We start from the raw sequence: 18,583 nt of genomic DNA on the forward strand, positions 1-18,583 counted from the left end.
ATCAGCCCAGCGTCTTCTTGATCGCTTCGATGACGCGGTCTGCTTGGAACGGTTTGACGATAAAATCTTTCGCGCCGGCTTGGATCGCATCGATAACCATCGCTTGCTGACCCATCGCAGAGCACATGATAACCTTTGCGTTGGGGTCGATTTTTCTAATCTCTTTCAGTGCGGTGATCCCATCCATCTCAGGCATCGTGATATCCATCGTCACTAGATCGGGAGACAGTTCCTTGTATTTCTCGATGGCTTGGAGACCGTCGCTGGCCTCACCGACAACTTCATAGCCGTTTTTGGTCAGGATGTCTTTGATCATCATCCGCATGAATGCTGCATCGTCAACTATTAATACTCTGTTCGCCATATGTGTCTTCCTCCTATGATTATTGAAGCTTAATGATTCGGTCACGCTGACTGATGATATCCGTCACCCGAACCCCGAAGTTTTCATCGATCACGACTACTTCGCCTTTGGCGATCAGCTTGTTGTTGACCAGGATGTCTACGGGTTCACCGGCCAGTTTATCCAGCTCGATAATCGAACCCTGGGACAATTCGAGAATCTCCTTGATCAATTTTTTGGTTCTCCCCAGCTCAACCGTTACCTTCAGCGGAATATCCAGCAGCAGATCAAGATTCGGTGTATCCGCGTGCACCGATGCCATCGGATTCAGATCGGCATATTGCACCGGCTGTACGTTAACGTTCCTCTGAATCCCTTGATGCGCACCGCTGTAAGACGGCTCTTGATAAGCTGGATTCGGCATGGCTTGCTGTTGATAAGATGGTTGATAGGGCTGCTGATTCGGCATCGGCTCATGTTGGACCGATGGCTGGCTGTCTAGTTGGTCTGGATTCGGTTTGTTCGGAACCGGATCAACCATTTGCGATCCTTCTGTAACTGGTGTCTTCTGTGCATGAGAAGTTTCCTTTGGCATTTGATCCTGAGAACCCCCACTCATTAAAGAATGCACCATTTCCTTTGCAAAATCCACTGGCAGCAACTGCATGATCGTAGAATCGATTAGATCACCGATGGTTAATCGGAAGGATACCTTGATGAACACCTGTTCATCAGGCAGACTGTCAGCCCCCTCTCCAGCAGGCAGATTCAATATATCAATCCCCGGAGGAGATATATTGACGAAGCGATTGAAGATTGTGGACATCGACGTCGCCGAGGAACCCATCATTTGATTCATGGCCTCTTGCACGGCACTAATATGTATATCGTTCAGCTCCTCATCCGGGTCGACTTCGCCGCTTCCGCCCAGCATGAGATCGGCGATCACCTTGGCATCTGCGGTTTTGATCACCAGAAGATTTATCCCTTGGAATCCTTCGACGAAGTTCACATGAACAGCAACGTATGGTTTTGGAAACTCTTCCAGCAGGTTCTCCTGCAGGACCACCGACACCTTGGGCGTGGTGATCTCCACTTTCTTCCCAAGAAGCGTGGACAAGGCCGTCGCTGCACTGCCGAAGGTGATATTCCCGATCTCTCCAAGGGCATCTTGCTCCATGGAGTCCAGATAATCGGAGACAGCACTAGATAATCCATTTCCGGACTCTTTGGACGCAGCCTCTAGATCGGGAACATCGGCCATCGCTTCATCTTCCGCCGCTCGCTTCAGCAGAGCATCGATCTCTTCTTGGGAAAGATAATCCTTATTATTCATCAAGATCCTCCTCTTCCGTTACAGTATCCACGATTTGGACGGCCATTTTGCCATTCACCGTTCCCGGGTTCGCTATATATTTGATTTTCTCGCCTACCCTCACATCGAGCCCTTCGTTCAGCTTCTTGTTCAGCTTGATCACATCACCAGCGGACATCTGCAGGAATTCATGCACCGTAATGGTGGAGGTGCCGAGTTCCACCGTAATCGGCAGTTCCGTCTTATAGACCCTCGATTCGAGAATCTCAACTTCCTCCGGAGCACGGTTTTTCTTCTGCGAGACGAACCAATGATGCTGCGACAGCCGAGGCATGATCGGTTCGATGACAACATGCGGGATACACAAGTTGATCATCCCCGATGTATCGCCGATCTTCGCACTGAGGGAGATCAGCGCGATCGTTTCGTTCGGTGAGACGATCTGCATAAACTGCGGGTTCGTCTCCAACGCCTCAAGGCGCGGTCGGATATCCAGCACCGTCTTCCATGCTTCCTGCAAGCTGTCGAAAGCGCGGCTGAAGATTCGTTCCATCACGATCGTCTCGATCTCGGTAAGCGATTGAACCCTGCCAGCGGCATTGCCGGAGCCGCCCAACAGCCGATCTAACATAGCAAAGGCTACGTTGGGGTGAACTTCCAACACCATACGTCCTTCAAGCGGTTCGGCTTCGAACACATTGAGGATCGTCATCTTCGGTATGGAGCGGATAAATTCATCATAAGGAAGTTGTTCCACTTGCACAACATTAATCTGTACGAAGGTTCGAAGCTGCGCCGAGAAGTAAGTCGTCAGATATCTGGCGAAGTTCTCATGGATTCGCGTCAGGCTGCGAATATGATCCTTAGAGAAACGAACGGCGCGTTTGAAGTCATAGGCGCGAATTTTCCTCTGTGATTCTTCCTTTTTCAGCTCTTCCGCATCCATCTCACCGGATGACAGCGCTGCAAGCAAGGCGTCGATCTCATTCTGCGAGAGCACATCGACCATCTATGTCACATCCTTCATTACAGCGTTACAATCTATCAACACAGCATTATAATCTATCGACGACGAAGCTTGTAATATCGATTTGCGTGATTTTGCCCAAGGTTAACAGAGGATTAATCTCATTCATCAACTGTGCCGCTAAATTATCGAAGCCGTTCTCCTCGAACAGTTCATCTGGATGCGTCGTATGAAGCAGTTTCAACACGATCGGTTTGATCTTCAGCGGTTTGAGCGTCTCGAATTCAGAATAAGCCCGCTCATTGTCCAATTGAAAAGCCAGGCTGATGCTGACCACATGATTCTTGTCAGCAAGATTCGTAGTTACGTTATCCAGTAACGAAGTGCGCGCAACGATCTCCTCAGCGGTTAGTCTCCTGGCTTCCGTCTGTGCAGCTAGATTTGCAGCTTGACCAGCCGTGTTCAGCAAATTGTCCTTGTTGATGACGAACATCCATACGATGGCAGCGGCGCACACCAATAATGTCACACAGACCAAGATGATGACGACGACGTTTAAGATTCTATTCTTGAACAAGGATCATCCCTCCGAATCATGGCTCTTCACGGTTGCCTGTATGAAACCGATCTTGCTTAGGTAGGCTTGAATCTTCTCGATCACTGCGGGAACATCTTCCTGCACGATGATCTTGTTCCCCGTCGTCAGACAGATGACGGTATCCGGAATCTCCTCGATCGTTTCGATCAACAGTGCATTCACCGTTACACGCGAACCATTAAGCCTGGTTACGGTTATCAATGGCGGCAACCTCCGTTATATCGGGGGGACATCTAAGTCCCCCTTATCCTATGATTATCGTTTCAGATTTACCAGCTCTTGCAAGATCTCATCCGAAGTGGTGATGATCCTGGAGTTCGCTTGGAATCCGCGTTGTGCGATGATCATCTCCGTGAATTCTGTGGTGAGATCAACGTTCGACATCTCCAGCTGTCCGGAGATAATGCTGCCTGTACCCATCTCCATGTTAGCAGCTGTGGTCAGTTCCCATTCCCCTTCGAAGACGGCGTTAGGCGTGATCTGATACAAACTGTTCCCGAGCTTCTCCAGTCCCGCCGGGTTCACCACATTGATCAAACCGATGAAGATCTCAGTGTTCACCGTATCGCCTTCCTGGTTCTTAGCGATGATCTCACCGGTCTGGGAGATCGAGATTGAAGTCCAATCATCTTCCATGATGATCGGCTCGCCGTCGCTGCTCAGTACCAGCAGTCCATCGTGGGTAACCAGCTTGCCTTCCGCATCCAGGGTGAAGCTCCCTAAGCGAGTAAGGTAAGGGATCTCCTGGTCCTCGTTCGCGATGACCGCGAAGAATCCGTCACCGTCGATGCGAAGATCCAATACATTGTTCGTAGTCATCGCACTGCCGCCGGTGTGGATCGTTGTGATCGCTGCGATCTGTGAACCAAGACCGATCTGCATCGGGTTCACACCGCCGCGGCCTTCCGTCGGTGCCGTAACACCTTGCAGCGTCTGGCTGAGCATGTCTTTAAAAGTCACTCTGGAGGCTTTGAAGCCCGCTGTATTCACGTTTGCGATGTTATTGCCGATCACGTCGAGTTTCGTCTGAAACCCGCGCATTCCGGATACGCCCGAATACAATGATCTTAGCATACTGACTCCTCCATATCATTATCAATAGTCTCCATCTTAGCGGACTGCTTCGGTCGATCAGCAAGTCCAAAGGGGCTTCCTGTTCGGGCCGGCCCCGTTTGATCTAATTAAATCTATCATCTATCAATTTAGGTGCATCACAAGATCTAAGCATCTACGATCACGGCGCTGTCGATCTGTGTAAACACATGCTGCTGCAGGGATGCGTGATCAATCGCTGTGACGACAGTCCGATTCTTGACATTGACGATGAATGCCGCATCGGAGGTCAAGATCAGCGATTCCTTAGCTCCCTTTGCCTCGGCTTGACGCACGGCTTTCTCCAGCTTGGCCAAGGATTCCGCATTCATGCGAATTCCCCGCTGCAGCAGCCTCGCTTCAGCATGATGACTGAACTTCAGCAGGTTCGCTTGCAGAAGCTGCTCGAAGGAACGGGGCTCCGCACTTCTTTCTGCAGGTTTAGCCGCTCTGGACGACTGCTGTATAACGGGCTGGATGCGCTGATATAACTGACCTGCTGTGATCTTATCCGTCATTCAGCTCACCGCCTTCATCCTGCGGCTCCTCGGGTGCCGGCGGATCCTCAGCTGCCGGCGGCTCTTCGCTCGCTGTCCGCGTGATGCGTACGATCTGATCGTACGTGATCTCCTCATCGCCGATGACGATGAACGGTTCTCCATCACGCAGCACGATCGCATCCACTACGCCGCTGCGAAGGGAATCCCCGCCGTCATGCCACTCTACGGTGGCGCCTATGAGATCGGAAGACAGGCTTAACATCCTCCTAAGCCCCCGAATCTCATTGGCTACATTATTCATCTGTTCAAGGGAGCTGAACTGCGCCATCTGCGCAATGAATTCCCGGTCTTCCATTGGATTCGTAGGGTCCTGGTTAGCGAGCTGAGTAACCAATAACCGCAGGAAATCATCCTTGCCAAGGATCGTATTGTTGGCTGATGACTGCCCGCTGGTCATCGTCTTCTGTTCCATGGCCGTTGATCTTGCTGTTCCTGGTATGATCGTCGTCAATCTGCTCACCTCCTCGCGTTACGCTGTTGCGTGGAACGAACTTCTGCCTGTATGCTCCTCCGGATCTGTATCGATCCAGGACAGATCGTAGCCGACCTCGATGAGTTCTTCATCATGGGTCTTCGCGTTAGAACGCTGCTGCTGTTCGTACGATCTCGACTGCTGCTGGCTTTGATCTTTCAGGAACGTGGAAGCCGACAGCGTCTGTTGCTGCGTCACTTCCAGCCGCTCGACCTGTATGCCCTGGGTTTGCAGTGCTGTGCGCAGCGCAGCGATCTGCTGCTCCAACATCTCACGGCCATGTGCGGTTTCAGTGATCAATTGTGCCGTGAGCTGGCCGTTTTGCATCGTCAGTTGGATCTCAACATGCCCTAGATGCTCTGGTACGAGGGTGATACGCGCTTCTGTTCTGCCGCTCAACAGTTGATTGATCTGGAACGAGCGAACTGCGAACTGGCTCAGTTCTTCCGCGAAGCGGTGAACCGGCACATGGGTTGGCATCGGATGAGCATGTTGTCTAGGCACCGCCTGTTCCAAAGTCAACTGCAACGGTTCCCCGGACAGTGTTACAAGCGCAGCGCCATCAACCGGTTTCGCATCTGATACCGCTGTTTCCACTGCATCACTCAGAGCAAGATTCAGCAGTTCTGGTCGGAGCAGGTCCGTTCTTGGCAGCATTCCTTTCTTCGTCACATGTACGACCATTTGTCCTTGTTGCGGCGTTTCAGCCATTCGTGCACCATTCGTCATCGCGATATGCTGCGATTTTTCCCCGGAAGCAGGTACTTCGAATGGCTGAAGCTGCAGTGCAGAACCGTCATGGCTCCGAAGGATCCCTTCATGTCCGCGAAGTAATGCTGACTGGTTCGCCGGCGAAGGTGCAAGCTCAAGTTCCGCTTGATCTTGATAAGCGGCCAGAAGCGGCTGGAGCGCCTGCTTGAATTCCTTTGCCTGTCCTAGCACTTGCTGATGATCACTAGTCCCATTAGAGGACAACTTCGTGATGAACTGCTGGATCCGGTCCTTAAGCTGGCCTGGCAGCGCTGATTTATGCTGCAGAGAGGTCTTCACAGCCCCTTCATCGGAGGCGAACGTCTCTGCTTCATCTGGAAGCACGGTATTCGCTAGGGTTGCGGCCAGGAACTGAGCGAGTTCAGGGTGTTGTTCGATGAAGCTTTCGAACTCCGCCTCTGCACGCTGGAGCAAGTCCAGGGTTTGCAGCAGCCATGCCAGAGCCTCGGCTCCCTCAAGCTCAGATGATCCCGGATTCATAAGAGGCATCAGTTCGTTCGCCCCGAGCAGCTGTCCTGCCTGAGCCATAGTTCCGGCATCCTGCATCTCTCCCTGCGCGGTGATCCGTGCGAGCAATTGGCGGAAGCCGCCCGCTTGCCGTGCAGAGGAATCCACCCTTGCAGGCATCCCTGCACTTCCAGTGCTGCCATTAACACGCTGCGGCGAGCCCTGTGACGACAGCATATCCGTCAACAACATCTGCATCTGCTTCACCTCCTTTCAAAGGAATACATGACAGCGTTGAGATAGAGTAAAAATTAATAAAAGTTAGTAATAGAAATACAATTATAGATTTAAGTATAGAAAAGTAAGTATAGAAAAGAAAGGTTTGTAACGATATACTTACCGCCAAGTTTGATTCATCATTCCCCGTACTCAGCCGCTCAGTTTGGACGATAAGCGTGCTGCCGCAGATTTGTCCAGGTCCGAGATCTGTGCCAGAATCGCCGAGCGCGACGGCAATTCCATGGCCCGCAGGATGTTGATGACTTCACCTTCATTCTGCTTAAGCATCTCAAGCAGAACATTGGCTGCGCTTGACGCATCCATCACGGCGAAGGTCGCTGCCAGCTGCTCCGTTGTTAAGGCATCCGCGCGGCCGGCTAGTTCCGTCTCCAACTGCTGGATCCGTTCTTTAAGGGCTGTGATCTGGGCATTTTCGATCGATTCCATATCGATCATCATGCTCGTCACTTCCGCAGCCGTCTCCGGATCCATCCGTTCCAAGAGTGCACTTCTCTGGTCCATCGTCATATAGCTTAGGACTTGGACGAGTTCTCCCTTGGACAAGTTCTCCAAGATCGGAGCAGCTTTGCTCGGCCTCATGTTGGCATACATCCTGGCCAGTGAGCGCAGATTCTCTTCATATTGCTCTGAGCTCACCTCTTGGTCAGTTCTTAGCGTTTCAAGTTCTGCAATTCTTTCCTGGAGTGCGGCGATCTCACTGTCCTTCTGCCTGCTCGCTTCGATGGCTGACCGGAGTTCGCTCTCTAATACCGCCACTTGTTGCTTAGCTTCTTGCTGCAATCGTTTGACTTCCGGATCCTCCATGATCTGCTCATAGGCGCGCGGATCCTCCTGCTTCACATCGGGCACCAGCTCGCGGATCACCGGAATCTGGTTCGCTGTCCTTAGAAAGGACGTCCGCACATCTTCATTGAAGATGATGAACAATACAAACACGAGCACTGAGGAATAGATCAGCGGTATGAGGAAGTAATACAAGAAGCGCTCAAATGCAGTGTAGGTTGCACGCTCTGTATTCGCATTTGCATTAGTCATCTTGCGCTCCTCCCAGCACGTTATGTTTTGCCGAAGCGGACGGCGGCCATCTCATCAAGTTCCAGCTGTTCCCGGCGGAGATACTCGGCTTTGAATGCCGCGAAGCTTCGATCTCTGGCTTTGAGCCAGATTTTCTCATCCTTCATCTTCGATACAAGCTGTTCACTCTTGTCTGCCACATCTTGTTTGGCTTGGAGCAGGGATTCCTGCTTCTGTTTGATCAGCGTATCGATATACTGAAGATAATCCTGCAGCACACCGAGCTCCGCTACAGAGATCTTAACGGATGCCGACTCCTGGAGAAGTTCTTCGATCGAACGCCGCGTCGCATGCAGCTGTTCCAGGGATTGTTCTTCCATCTTTAGCTTTGCCAGCGCATTCGAGAGGATCCACTCCGCCTGCGCTTTCTCATTGGACTTGAGGTCCACGATCTTCTGCAAATGATATCGGAATCGTCGCAATCCTAACCATCTCCAAACTGTTTGATCAACCATTCACTTGCTTCTGAGAAGGACACCTTCTCGTAGATACTCTGCTGCAAGAACTTCGAGATCGTATCATACATGCGAATCGCTTCATCGATCTCAGGATTGGAACCAGCCTGATAGGCGCCGATATTGATCAAATCTTCCGAATTGCGATACACGGACAGCAGCCGTTTCAATCGATTCGCTGCCGCAATCTGCTCAGGCGGGACGATATCGTTCATCACCCGGCTGATACTCGGCAGGATATCGATAGCTGGATAGTGTCCGCGGCTGGCCAGCTTCCGATCGAGGACGATGTGTCCGTCGAGGATGCCTCGCACGGTATCCGCGATCGGCTCGTTCATATCGTCACCATCAACGAGTACCGTGTAGAAGGCCGTTATAGAACCTTTTTGCGATGTTCCGGCTCGTTCGAGCAATTTGGGCAGGTTGGCGAAGACCGACGGCGGATAACCCCGCGTCGCCGGCGGTTCACCAACCGCAAGTCCTACCTCCCGCAAGGCCATCGCATACCTTGTGATGGAGTCCATCATCAACATGACATTCAGTCCGCGGTCACGGAAGTACTCTGCGATCGAAGTGGCAATCAGCGCGCCTTTGATGCGAATCAAAGCCGGCTGATCGGAAGTAGCGACGACCACCACGGAACGGGCCAGCCCTTCGGGCCCAAGATCGCGCTCGATGAAATCTAACACTTCCCGACCTCTCTCGCCGATGAGTCCGATCACGTTGACATCTGCAGAGGTATTGCGCGCGATCATGCCGAGCAGGGTACTCTTCCCGACTCCGGAGCCGGCGAAGATCCCCATCCGCTGCCCTTTGCCGATCGTCAAGAGTCCGTCAATCGCTCGAATGCCTACGCTGATCGGCTCCTTCACCCGGGGCCTGTGCAGGGGATTGCTCGGCGTATTGGTGGTGGAGTACGAACTCATGTGGATGGACAACGAAGAACCGTCCAGCGGTCTTCCCAGCCCGTCGAGCACCCGGCCAAGCAATTCATGTCCGACCCGGACCATCAAGGGCCGGCCGGTCGCCACGACCTCGCTCCCCGGCGAGATCGCTTGAATATCGCCGAGCGGCATCATGATCACTCGATTGTCTCGGAAGCCAACGACTTCTGCCATCACCGGTTTGCCCGTACGAGGATGGATATAGCAGATATCGCCGATGCTGACATTCGGCCCTTCCGATTCAATCGTCAGGCCGATGACCTGTGTCACACGGCCGTTCCTGCGCACCGGATCGATCATCCTAAGGTGCTGTATGTATTTGTTCGCGTCCAACACAGCGTTCACGCTTGATCCTCTCCTTGTTCGGATGCATAGACCTGCATGAGCGCTTGTTTGATCTCTGTCAACTGCGAATCAATGCGTGCATCCAGGCTTCCGAAATCGGTGCGCACGACACAGCCGTACCCTTGCACCGAAAGATCCGGAACGATCTGCAGTTCCGCCTGCGAATCAAGCACCATCTCGAGTTCCTCACGGGATTCGCGGATGAACGGGAACTGCTCCGGCGATACGCAGAGGGTAACAACTCCTTTGCGCCGTTCGCGCGCAAGCACCTGCTGCACCATCTCAATCACCCATTCCGGCTGAAGAGACAGCTGCCGCCCGATGATCGACTCTGCGATCTCCACACTCAGACTCAAGAGGAAGGGCTCTGCTTCCGAGATGATCTGCTTCTTCATCGCGTGGGCATCTTGCAGGACTTGAGCGGCGGCTTCAATCGATTGCTTCCAATTCTCCCGTCCGTCCTGTTCCCCCTTCTCCAACCCTTCTTGATACGCTGCTTCCCATGCCTCCCGTCTGATCGTCTCCAACTTTGCAGCGGCTTCCTTCTCTTGTTCCTCGCGCCAAGCGGCAATCTCGTCGGCTGCCTGCTTGCGCAGCTGCTCTGCTTCTTCGCGGGCCTGAGCGATGATCCGCTCGGCTTCCTCTCTTGCCTCAGCAAGGATCGCTTCTTTGGCGGCTTCCAGCTGCTTGTCGCGAACCGCTTGTTCCAGATCCGCCGCCTGGTGGGCGCCGGAGGCGTCGGCAGAAGCAGCTTGTCCCTTCTCGGAGCGGCGCGGCGGCTTCCATGTCGCCGCCTCGATAAACTTCTTATCATCCAATGGGACATATTGGGAGGATTTGATCACATTAGACAATGATATCATCTCCTCCACCGCGGGCGATGATGATCTCACCCGCTTCTTCTAAGCGGCGAATCGTCGCAACAATACGGGTCTGCGCTTCTTCAACATCACGCAGCCGCACGGGCCCCATGTATTCCATCTCTTCGCGGAAGGTATCCGCCATCCTTTTGGACATGTTGCGAAAGATCGCTTCGCGCACTTCTTCGCTGGCCACCTTGAGCGCCAATTGAAGATCGCTGTTGTCGACATCGCGGATGATCCGTTGGATCGAACGGTTGTCGAGGTTGACGATATCCTCGAAGACGAACATCCGCTTCTTGATCTCCTCAGCCAACTCCGGATCCTGAATCTCCAAGGAGTCGAGGATCGTCCTCTCAGTTCCACGGTCTACACCGTTCAGGATCTGGACGATCGCTTCGATGCCGCCAGCCGACGTATAGTCTTGGGTTACCGTAGCCGACAACTTCTGTTCCAAGACGCGTTCAACTTGGCTGATCACTTCCGGAGAAGTGCTGTCCATCATCGCGATACGCTTCGCTACATCTGCCTGCTTCTCCTGGGGGAGAGCTGAGAGGATGAACGATGCCTGTTCCGGTTGAAGATAGGACAGAACCAGAGCAATCGTCTGGCTGTTCTCGTTCTGTATGAAGTTAAAGATCTGCGAAGGATCCGCCTTCCTTGCGAAGTCGAAAGGACGGACTTGCAGCGAAGCCGTCAGCTTATTCAAGATGTCAACTGCCTTCTCCGGCCCCAGTGCCTTCTCCAGAATATCCTTGGCGTATTCAATACCGCCCTGCGTGATATACTCTTGCGCAACGCAGATCTGATAGAACTCTTCCATGATGGCCTCTTTCTCCTCGGGATCCACCTTGCGCACATTGGCAATCTCCAGGGTCAGCTGTTCGATCTCTTCTTCACGGAGATGTTTGAAGATCTCTGCCGAGATCTCCGGACCCAGGGAGATCAGCAGGATCGCAGCTTTCTGGCGGCCGGTTAACGGCATATTGCTTTGTTGCAATGGTCTGGCCACTCGTTACACCTCTATTCGTCTACCAACCAAGTCCGCAACAGATTCACAAAATCCTCCGGCTTATTCCGAGCCAGATTGCTGAGCTGTTGACGAATCTGCGCTTCCTGCGTGAGCGGTTCTGGCTCTTCCGGCAGCTCCGCCGGCACCTCGGTTGGTGTGATCGGTTCTTCGATGTATTCGATATCTCCTGCTTCCGCTCGTCTGCGTCTTGCGACCGCGAACGCGCCGCCCCCGATCAGCAGCGCAGCGGCAGCTCCAGCGAGCGAGTACAACCACCATGCATTAGCGGCACCGCCCTGGTCAACAGCCGAGGGAGCTTCCTTGCCGCGGAACGGCTGTGCGAAGACCAGCACCTTCTGCTCCAGCTGCTCCTGCGTGTAGTCGACGCCGTTGTTCGCAAGTGCCGCCCCGACGATATTGACCAGCAGCCGCTGCACGGCATCCCGCATCTCCTGCGTCAGGGAATCCGGATTCTCAGGATCCGGCGGCTCAATGCCGACATTGATCGTCAGATCCATGATCGCATAAGGGCTTCTAACGATCTCATTGGTGATGCGGTTCACTTCATAATTGACGATCTGTTCAAATTCCTCGGAATTCGTCACGCCCCCGCCGGCATCGGCAGCCGGGTAATTGGCGATATCCCCCGTGCCTGTACCGACGATGCCGCCGGCAGACGGAGCTCCTTCTGTAGTAAAGGATTTCTGAATCTCCTGCAAGCTGATCTCGATGCCCTTCTGGTCTACGGTGTTCACGGGTGTAACCAGGTGTTCGACGCTGTTCTTCTTATCGAAGTTTACGGTAGCAAACACGCTGGCCACCACCGAATCGTGCCCCATGATCGGCCGCAGCAACCCTTCGACATTGCTGCGTATATCTTCTTCAATCTGCCGTTTGATCCTCATCTGTTCGCTGAAGGTAATCGCAGCTCCGCTTCCGGATTCGTCTTCCTGGAAGGACGGGATCAACTGCCCCTCTGGATCAGCGATGATGATATTCTCCATCGGCAGGCTCGGCAGCGTCATCTGAACCGTGCGGTACATGCTGTCGATCTGCTTCTGTTCGGGTCTGAATCCCGGCTCGAAACGCACCTGAATGGCGACGCTGGCTTGCTGTTCTTTTTCCGTATTGATAAATGCACTCTCCGTCGGGAGGTTCACGACGGCCTTCGCTTTGACCACTCCTTGATATTCAAAGAGGAGCTTCTCGATTTCCCCTGCCAGCGCATCCACCTTCAGAACCTGGAATTGATTCTCCGTCATGCCGAAGGATCCGATATTCTCTCTGAAGATCCCGAACCCGATCGAACCGCTGTGTATGAGATTCTGCTGAATGGCAGCAGCCTTCACCTCGGTGACCATGCTCGTCGGTACACCGACGGCACTCATGTCCGGCGTAAATTCATAGGGAATTCCTCTTTCGTCCAGAAAGTTCTTGATCGCTGCAGCATCTGCCTGGTCCAAATTTTTGAAGGCTACCGAGTACTCGGTCCTAGATGCGTTATAAACGACGATCGCAATGGTAATCAACATGAGAGCGACAATTGCGACAATCAAGATCTTATGTGTACGGCTAAATCTATTCCAGTACTCGAAAGCGCGTCTCCGGTACTGTATCAATTTCTCGTTCACGGAGTCACCCCATCATATTCATCAGCGTAGTTCTATTCGGTAGATAAGTATAATAAGGTATGCGCATACATTAGAGCTGCATACGCATGATCTCTTGATAAGCATCGATGACCTTATTGCGAATCTGCACCGTAAGTTCCAAGGCCATAGAAGCCTTCTCAGCTGCAATGGTCACGCTGTGAACATCAGAGATTTGACCTAAAATAAATTGCTGCGTCAGAAGATCTGCTGCTTGCTTCTGCGCATTAACGGATTCCAGTGCATCGTTCAAATATTCACCAAAAGTCTTAACAACATCTACCGCACCGACCTTCTGTTCTGCTGCTGGATTCACAGCTCTAGGCGCAAGATGTTGTACCTTCATCATATCCATCATCATATTCCCTCCCCGTCCATCTAGCATTCTTCTCATGAGTCAAATGTTGAGTTTGGCAGTTCACTAAGATTCCCGTTATGCATCTTACTTGCCGATCTCTAACGCCTTTATGAACATCGACTTCGCGGCGTTCAGCGCAGTGACGTTCGCCTCATACGAACGCGTAGCACCCAGCAGATCAACTTGTTCTTTGAGCAGATCCACATTGGGCATGAGGACATACCCGTCTTGATCCGCGTCTGGATGTGTCGGATTGTAGACGCGTTTGAACGGTTCCGTGTCATGAACGATCCTCGTGACACGAACTCCCTGTCCAACGGAATTATGTACAGCTTGGTCCAAGATCGCAGAGAAAGATGGTTTCGCAGGACTAGGTTCCATGACCACCATCTTGCGCTGATATGGGACCCAGCGCCCATCTGCGTATTGCGCTCTGGTCGTCTCTGCGTTGGCTATGTTCGAAGCGATCACATCCATTCGCAGCCTTTGCGCTGTTAGTGCAGATGCACTAATCCTGAAACTGTCCCACATCCTGATCATCTCCTGTCGATTGCTGTTCGCAAGTTCTTGAAGTATCCATTCGTCCGATCAATCAGCAGGTTATACCTAAGCTGATTCTGAGCGAGCAGAGCCATCTCATACTCGATATCGACGTTGTTCCCGTTGTGGTTGAACGTCGTGCTGTTATCGGTGACCACTTGCGGCAAACTCACCGTGCCGCCCGGCCTTCTGCCGATCGGAATGTGCCTTGGGTCAGTGCGATAACCGACGATGGACTTGCGCTTCCCATCGAGCTCTTGTCTCAGCAACTCCTCGAATCTTACGTCGGAGCGTTTATAATTCGGCGTATCGACATTCGCGATGTTGTTAGCAATGACCTTCTGTCTTAGTGCTGCTGCATCAAGCGAGCGCTCCAATAGACTTAAAGCGCGAGTCTCAAACACTATGAACCCACCCTTCGAAGTAAAAATTAACCTTAAATCTTATTCCACATTCATGACCTTTTTCCTTCTGATTTCGACAATTAGCATCAAAATATTCATAAAAAACGTGAAAAACGGCGAAAAATTAAGACGTTCTTTGCAAAAATCAGAGGAGAATACCGTGAGAATACTCCCATAATATTGAAGAAGTTTGTCGAAAATATGAATTTAGTACTGGTCATGATTTCCTCTCGTGGAATCTTAAGTGAATATTTCGTTAGTCGAAAAGGGTGAAAAAAACAACCGCCCTAGGGCGGTTGAAGGATCGTATCTGTTATCGTTTCTGATTCAATTCTTCTAAGAGTTTATCGTTTAAGATGCGAATATAAGTGCCTTTCATACCAAGAGATCTTGTTTCGATCACGCCCGCGCTCTCCAGTTTGCGCAACGCATTCACGATAACAGACCGCGTAATCCCAGCTCTGTCCGCTACCTTGCTGGCGACGAGCAGGCCTTCCTTCCCGTCTAGTTCCTCGAAGATCTGTTCTGCAGCGTCCAGCTCGCTGAAAGACAGCGAGCCGACGGCTACTTGCACAGCAGCTCTGCTGCGTGCTTCCTCCTCGATCTCCTCTGTTCTCTCCCGCAGGATCTCCATGCCGATAATCGTGGAACCGTACTCGGCCAAGATGAGATCATCATCCACATATTCGTCCTGTTGACGGGAAAGGACCAGCGTCCCTAGCCGCTGACCGCCTCCCACAATCGGAATCACAGTCACGATCGGATGCACGAACAACTGGATGATCTCTGCCGACGCAGCTTCCCCGATCTTCAGATCGGCCGCAGAAGAGGTCTCGTCGATCATCAGCAGGATATCATTCACCTCGCTCGGAATGCGCCGCTCTTCGAAGAGCATACGGCGCGACTCTTCCTTCTCCAGGAATCCGGCAGCTCCATAGCCGAGTACTTTGCCTTTGCGGCTCAGTACGTAGATATTAGCATTGATGGTATCGCGCAGTACTTCCGCCATCTCCATGAAGTTTACATGCTGCCCGGCGGCGCGCTGCAGCAAGCGGTTTAAGCGACGTGTTTTGGTCAGCAAGTTCATGGCAATCCTCCACTACAACTATCCGTTACATCATAGAATATATTGGCTCAAATCCCGATTCTGTGCAATGCTCTCCAATTTCTCCCGCACATATTCGGGGGTGATGACGATGCTTTCCAGCATGATGTCCGGCGCTTCGAAGGACAGATCCTCCAGCAGCTTCTCCAGCAGCGTATGCAGCCTGCGTGCACCGATATTGTCTGTATTCGAATTGACTTCTACGGCGATCTTCGCTAATTCGCGTATCGCTTCCTCTGAAAACTCGACCTTGATCCCTTCCGTTTCAAGCAAGGCTGCGTACTGTTTGGTAAGAGCATTCTTCGGCTCCGTCAGGATGGAGACGAAGTCTTCCATGCTGAGGTTGTTCAGTTCAACGCGGATCGGGAAGCGGCCCTGCAGTTCAGGGATGAGATCGGACGGCTTCGCATTGTGAAAAGCCCCGGCAGCGATGAACAAGATATAGTCTGTCTTCACCGGACCATACTTCGTCATCACCGTCGAACCTTCCACGATCGGCAGGATATCCCGCTGTACGCCTTCCCGCGATACGTCCGGACCTGTGGCTTGATTCGTGCTAGCAATCTTATCGATCTCATCGATGAAGATGATGCCGCTTTGTTCTGCTCGGCGGATCGACTCCTGGATGACCTCATCCATATCGAGCAGCTTCTGAGCTTCCTCATTGATCAGCACTTTGCGCGCTTCCGAGATGGGCAAACGGCGCTTCTTCGTACGCTTGGGCAGGAGGTTGCCGAAGAGCTCCTGCATATTGAAGCCCATCTGATCCCCGCCTTGACCTGCAAGCATATCGAAAACCGTCGGCGCATTGTCCTCGACCTCGATCTCAATCTGCTGCTGCTCAAGTTCGCCGTTCAGCAGCTTGGCTCGCACTTCAGCACGGCGGGCAGCCACATCCTGCTCAACATGTTCTTCCCGCTCCGTCGTATCCTGCGTTTGTTGACCGAACAGCATCTCGAACGGATTACGCCCGGTGCGGCTGCGATTGCCCGATGGCACGAGGATCGAAACGATGCGTTCGTTAGCCAGTTTTTCTGCTTTGTCCTTTAACTGCTCGGTCTTCTCTGCTTTTACCATGCGGATCGATGTCTCGACGAGATCGCGCACCATCGACTCCACATCTCTTCCCACATATCCGATCTCCGTGAACTTCGTCGCTTCGACTTTCACGAAGGGAGCGTTCACCAGTTTGGCAAGCCTTCTAGCGATCTCCGTCTTGCCCACACCCGTCGGACCGATCATCAGGATATTCTTCGGCATGATCTCATCGCGCATCGACTCATCGAGCAGACTTCTCCGATATCGATTGCGCAGAGCAACAGCGACCGCCTTTTTGGCTTGTTTCTGTCCGATGATATATTTGTCCAGTTCGGCGACGATCTGTCTTGGAGTCAGCGCTTCTCTGTTCACTAACGTTCCCCCCGCTTCACTATTCAATCTCTTCTACGATGATGTTGGAATTGGTATAGACGCATACTTCAGAAGCGATCTTCAGCGCTTCATAAGCCATCTCCTTCGCTTCCAGATGCGAAGCATGCTGTTTCAAAGCACGCGCAGCTGACAAAGCAAAGCTTCCTCCAGAGCCGATCGCCAGCACATCATCGTCGGGTTCGATGACCTCGCCGTTGCCGGAGATGAGGAGCAGCGATGAGCGATCCATCACGATCAGCATCGCTTCCAGCCGTCTCAACACCCGGTCCGAACGCCATTCCTTGGCCAGCTCCACCGCCGCCCGCTGCAGATTGCCCTGATGTTCTTCGAGCTTCCCCTCAAACTTCTCGAACAAGGTGATGGCGTCAGCGACGGAACCGGCGAACCCCGCCAGTACTTTCCCCCGATACAGCCGGCGCACCTTGCGCGCCTTATGCTTCATGATCATATTCTGCCCGAAGGTGACCTGCCCATCGCCGGCAATGGCACCTTTGCCGTTGTGCCGGACGGCGCAGATCGTCGTCGCATGAAAACTCCAATCCATATTCTGACCTCCTCAGCTAAGCATGTATGGTCTTGATTCTATGCGCGCGGATGCGCACGATTATAGACGGACTGCAGATGATCCCGAGTCACATGGGTATAGATCTGCGTCGTCGAGATATTCGAATGTCCCAGCAGTTCCTGTACCGTTCTGAGATCGGCACCCGCTTCGAGCATATGGGTGGCAAAAGTATGGCGAAGCACGTGCGGACTGATCTTCTGACTCTGCGATGCCTGCTGCATGTATTTGTCGATGAATCTGCGGATACTGCGGTCGCTGAGCCGCCCGCCTCTGCTGTTGAGGAATAAAGCTTGACCTGACTCAGCGGTCACTAGCTGCGGCCGTCCCCGCTCGATATACAGTTTAATGGAATGCAGCGCATATTCGCCTAAGGGCACATAGCGCTCCTTAGACCCTTTGCCGAAAACCAATGCCACTCCATTGGCAAAATCCACCGAATCCAGATCCATTCCGACGAGTTCCCCCACCCGCATGCCGCTTGCATACAACGTTTCCATCACGGCGCGGTCGCGCAGGCCAACGGCCGTCGCCAGGTTGGGAGCGGCCAGGAGAGCCTTGATCTCTTCCGGATACATAAACCTGGGCAATTTCTTATCCAGCTTAGGAGTATGCACTTGCGCGAAGGGGTTTATGCCGACGACGCCCTCGCGCAGCATATACAAATAAAAAGAGCGCAGCGCCGATAACTTTCTGGCAATACTGCGCCTAGCATACTCACGTACATGCAATTCCGCCAGATATGAGCGAACATGGATATAAGTGACTTCTGCATAATCGGCGATCCCCTGCTGCTCCATATAATCGATAAATTGGCGGATATCGCGCTTATAATCTTGGATCGTATGGTGCGAAGCGTGTTTCTCCGCCTGCAGATAGCGCAGAAAGTTGTCCAGCCGTGTCTCAAGCATCGAACCGCCACCTTTGTCCATATCAAAATCTATTACCCGATCCAGATCTTGACAATGTCTGCATGAGT

The 18,583-nt window shown here is 52.6% G+C and carries 22 protein-coding genes; all 22 read right to left on the bottom strand.

What is annotated here, in order from left to right; translation table 11 throughout:
• Window position 1: 1 nt before the first annotated feature.
• The 22 genes from PRECH8_RS05000 to xerC all read right to left on the bottom strand — a co-directional run bounded on the left by PRECH8_RS05000 (window position 2) and on the right by xerC (window position 18,515).
• Window positions 2-364: a response regulator gene (locus tag PRECH8_RS05000; RefSeq protein ID WP_200965994.1), complete on the bottom strand. Its 363-nt coding sequence runs from the start codon at window positions 362-364 to the stop codon at window positions 2-4.
• 19 nt (window positions 365-383) lie between these two features.
• Window positions 384-1,679, bottom strand: coding sequence for a flagellar motor switch phosphatase FliY (fliY, locus tag PRECH8_RS05005; protein ID WP_200965995.1), 1,296 nt, complete (start codon window positions 1,677-1,679; stop codon window positions 384-386).
• On the bottom strand, window positions 1,672-2,667 hold the full coding sequence (gene fliM / locus PRECH8_RS05010) for a flagellar motor switch protein FliM (protein WP_200965996.1): 996 nt from the start codon (window positions 2,665-2,667) through the stop codon (window positions 1,672-1,674). Before fliM ends, fliY begins: the two co-directional genes overlap by 8 nt.
• A 46-nt stretch (window positions 2,668-2,713) precedes the next feature.
• Entirely contained in the window at window positions 2,714-3,202 is a 489-nt protein-coding gene (locus tag PRECH8_RS05015) for a flagellar basal body-associated FliL family protein (RefSeq protein WP_200965997.1), read from the bottom strand.
• A 3-nt stretch (window positions 3,203-3,205) separates the two neighbouring features.
• Window positions 3,206-3,424, bottom strand: a complete 219-nt coding sequence (locus tag PRECH8_RS05020; RefSeq protein WP_200965998.1) for a flagellar FlbD family protein — start codon at window positions 3,422-3,424, stop codon at window positions 3,206-3,208.
• A 54-nt stretch (window positions 3,425-3,478) separates the two neighbouring features.
• Window positions 3,479-4,297: a flagellar basal body rod protein FlgG gene (gene flgG / locus PRECH8_RS05025; protein WP_200965999.1), complete on the bottom strand. Its 819-nt coding sequence runs from the start codon at window positions 4,295-4,297 to the stop codon at window positions 3,479-3,481.
• Between the two features lie 146 nt (window positions 4,298-4,443).
• Window positions 4,444-4,833 carry a TIGR02530 family flagellar biosynthesis protein gene (locus PRECH8_RS05030; RefSeq protein ID WP_200966000.1) on the bottom strand — a complete coding sequence of 130 codons (390 nt, stop codon included), beginning with the start codon at window positions 4,831-4,833 and terminating at the stop codon, window positions 4,444-4,446.
• Complete coding sequence (gene flgD / locus PRECH8_RS05035) at window positions 4,823-5,326, bottom strand: flagellar hook assembly protein FlgD (protein WP_242457440.1); 504 nt, start codon at window positions 5,324-5,326, stop codon at window positions 4,823-4,825. The genes PRECH8_RS05030 and flgD overlap by 11 nt, the downstream gene beginning before the upstream one ends.
• A gap of 18 nt (window positions 5,327-5,344) precedes the next feature.
• Window positions 5,345-6,823, bottom strand: a complete 1,479-nt coding sequence (locus PRECH8_RS05040) for a flagellar hook-length control protein FliK (protein ID WP_200966001.1) — start codon at window positions 6,821-6,823, stop codon at window positions 5,345-5,347.
• Between the two features lie 171 nt (window positions 6,824-6,994).
• Window positions 6,995-7,900 carry a MotE family protein gene (locus PRECH8_RS05045; protein ID WP_200966002.1) on the bottom strand — a complete coding sequence of 302 codons (906 nt, stop codon included), beginning with the start codon at window positions 7,898-7,900 and terminating at the stop codon, window positions 6,995-6,997.
• Between the two features lie 20 nt (window positions 7,901-7,920).
• On the bottom strand, window positions 7,921-8,340 hold the full coding sequence (gene fliJ, locus PRECH8_RS05050) for a flagellar export protein FliJ (RefSeq protein WP_242457441.1): 420 nt from the start codon (window positions 8,338-8,340) through the stop codon (window positions 7,921-7,923).
• A 23-nt stretch (window positions 8,341-8,363) separates the two neighbouring features.
• Window positions 8,364-9,638, bottom strand: coding sequence for a flagellar protein export ATPase FliI (fliI, locus tag PRECH8_RS05055; RefSeq protein WP_242457447.1), 1,275 nt, complete (start codon window positions 9,636-9,638; stop codon window positions 8,364-8,366).
• A gap of 41 nt (window positions 9,639-9,679) precedes the next feature.
• Window positions 9,680-10,528, bottom strand: coding sequence for a FliH/SctL family protein (locus PRECH8_RS05060; RefSeq protein WP_242457448.1), 849 nt, complete (start codon window positions 10,526-10,528; stop codon window positions 9,680-9,682).
• Between the two features lies 1 nt (window position 10,529).
• On the bottom strand, window positions 10,530-11,528 hold the full coding sequence (gene fliG / locus PRECH8_RS05065) for a flagellar motor switch protein FliG (protein WP_200966087.1): 999 nt from the start codon (window positions 11,526-11,528) through the stop codon (window positions 10,530-10,532).
• Between the two features lie 38 nt (window positions 11,529-11,566).
• Window positions 11,567-13,186 carry a flagellar basal-body MS-ring/collar protein FliF gene (fliF, locus tag PRECH8_RS05070; protein ID WP_200966005.1) on the bottom strand — a complete coding sequence of 540 codons (1,620 nt, stop codon included), beginning with the start codon at window positions 13,184-13,186 and terminating at the stop codon, window positions 11,567-11,569.
• A gap of 70 nt (window positions 13,187-13,256) precedes the next feature.
• Window positions 13,257-13,559 (bottom strand): flagellar hook-basal body complex protein FliE, encoded by a 303-nt coding sequence (gene fliE / locus PRECH8_RS05075; RefSeq protein ID WP_242457442.1) that lies wholly within the window; start codon window positions 13,557-13,559, stop codon window positions 13,257-13,259.
• 87 nt (window positions 13,560-13,646) lie between these two features.
• Complete coding sequence (flgC, locus tag PRECH8_RS05080) at window positions 13,647-14,093, bottom strand: flagellar basal body rod protein FlgC (RefSeq protein ID WP_200966006.1); 447 nt, start codon at window positions 14,091-14,093, stop codon at window positions 13,647-13,649.
• A gap of 5 nt (window positions 14,094-14,098) precedes the next feature.
• A complete protein-coding gene (flgB, locus tag PRECH8_RS05085) occupies window positions 14,099-14,509 on the bottom strand; it encodes a flagellar basal body rod protein FlgB (RefSeq protein ID WP_200966090.1) in 411 nt (136 codons plus the stop codon).
• Window positions 14,510-14,819: 310 nt separating this feature from the next.
• Window positions 14,820-15,593: a GTP-sensing pleiotropic transcriptional regulator CodY gene (gene codY / locus PRECH8_RS05090; protein WP_200966007.1), complete on the bottom strand. Its 774-nt coding sequence runs from the start codon at window positions 15,591-15,593 to the stop codon at window positions 14,820-14,822.
• A 30-nt stretch (window positions 15,594-15,623) separates the two neighbouring features.
• A complete protein-coding gene (hslU, locus tag PRECH8_RS05095) occupies window positions 15,624-17,021 on the bottom strand; it encodes an ATP-dependent protease ATPase subunit HslU (protein ID WP_200966008.1) in 1,398 nt (465 codons plus the stop codon).
• Between the two features lie 19 nt (window positions 17,022-17,040).
• Entirely contained in the window at window positions 17,041-17,586 is a 546-nt protein-coding gene (hslV, locus tag PRECH8_RS05100; RefSeq protein ID WP_200966009.1) for an ATP-dependent protease subunit HslV, read from the bottom strand.
• A 38-nt stretch (window positions 17,587-17,624) separates the two neighbouring features.
• Window positions 17,625-18,515: a tyrosine recombinase XerC gene (gene xerC, locus PRECH8_RS05105; RefSeq protein ID WP_200966010.1), complete on the bottom strand. Its 891-nt coding sequence runs from the start codon at window positions 18,513-18,515 to the stop codon at window positions 17,625-17,627.
• Between the last annotated feature and the right edge of the window lie 68 nt (window positions 18,516-18,583).

The sequence above is a fragment of the Insulibacter thermoxylanivorax genome, assembly GCF_015472005.1.
In the GTDB taxonomy this organism is placed as follows: domain Bacteria; phylum Bacillota; class Bacilli; order Paenibacillales; family DA-C8; genus Insulibacter; species Insulibacter thermoxylanivorax.

Coding starts and splice junctions, on each gene's coding strand:
- fliI (WP_242457447.1), bottom strand. CDS start 9,638: ATGATCGATCCGGTGCGCAGGAACGGCCGTGTGACACAGGTCATCGGC.
- xerC (WP_200966010.1), bottom strand. CDS start 18,515: ATGCTTGAGACACGGCTGGACAACTTTCTGCGCTATCTGCAGGCGGAG.
- PRECH8_RS05045 (WP_200966002.1), bottom strand. CDS start 7,900: ATGACTAATGCAAATGCGAATACAGAGCGTGCAACCTACACTGCATTT.
- PRECH8_RS05030 (WP_200966000.1), bottom strand. CDS start 4,833: ATGACGGATAAGATCACAGCAGGTCAGTTATATCAGCGCATCCAGCCC.
- fliM (WP_200965996.1), bottom strand. CDS start 2,667: ATGGTCGATGTGCTCTCGCAGAATGAGATCGACGCCTTGCTTGCAGCG.
- flgC (WP_200966006.1), bottom strand. CDS start 14,093: ATGTGGGACAGTTTCAGGATTAGTGCATCTGCACTAACAGCGCAAAGG.
- flgG (WP_200965999.1), bottom strand. CDS start 4,297: ATGCTAAGATCATTGTATTCGGGCGTATCCGGAATGCGCGGGTTTCAG.
- fliY (WP_200965995.1), bottom strand. CDS start 1,679: ATGAATAATAAGGATTATCTTTCCCAAGAAGAGATCGATGCTCTGCTG.
- fliG (WP_200966087.1), bottom strand. CDS start 11,528: ATGCCGTTAACCGGCCGCCAGAAAGCTGCGATCCTGCTGATCTCCCTG.
- codY (WP_200966007.1), bottom strand. CDS start 15,593: ATGAACTTGCTGACCAAAACACGTCGCTTAAACCGCTTGCTGCAGCGC.
- fliE (WP_242457442.1), bottom strand. CDS start 13,559: ATGGATATGATGAAGGTACAACATCTTGCGCCTAGAGCTGTGAATCCA.
- hslV (WP_200966009.1), bottom strand. CDS start 17,586: ATGGATTGGAGTTTTCATGCGACGACGATCTGCGCCGTCCGGCACAAC.
- PRECH8_RS05040 (WP_200966001.1), bottom strand. CDS start 6,823: ATGCAGATGTTGTTGACGGATATGCTGTCGTCACAGGGCTCGCCGCAG.
- PRECH8_RS05000 (WP_200965994.1), bottom strand. CDS start 364: ATGGCGAACAGAGTATTAATAGTTGACGATGCAGCATTCATGCGGATG.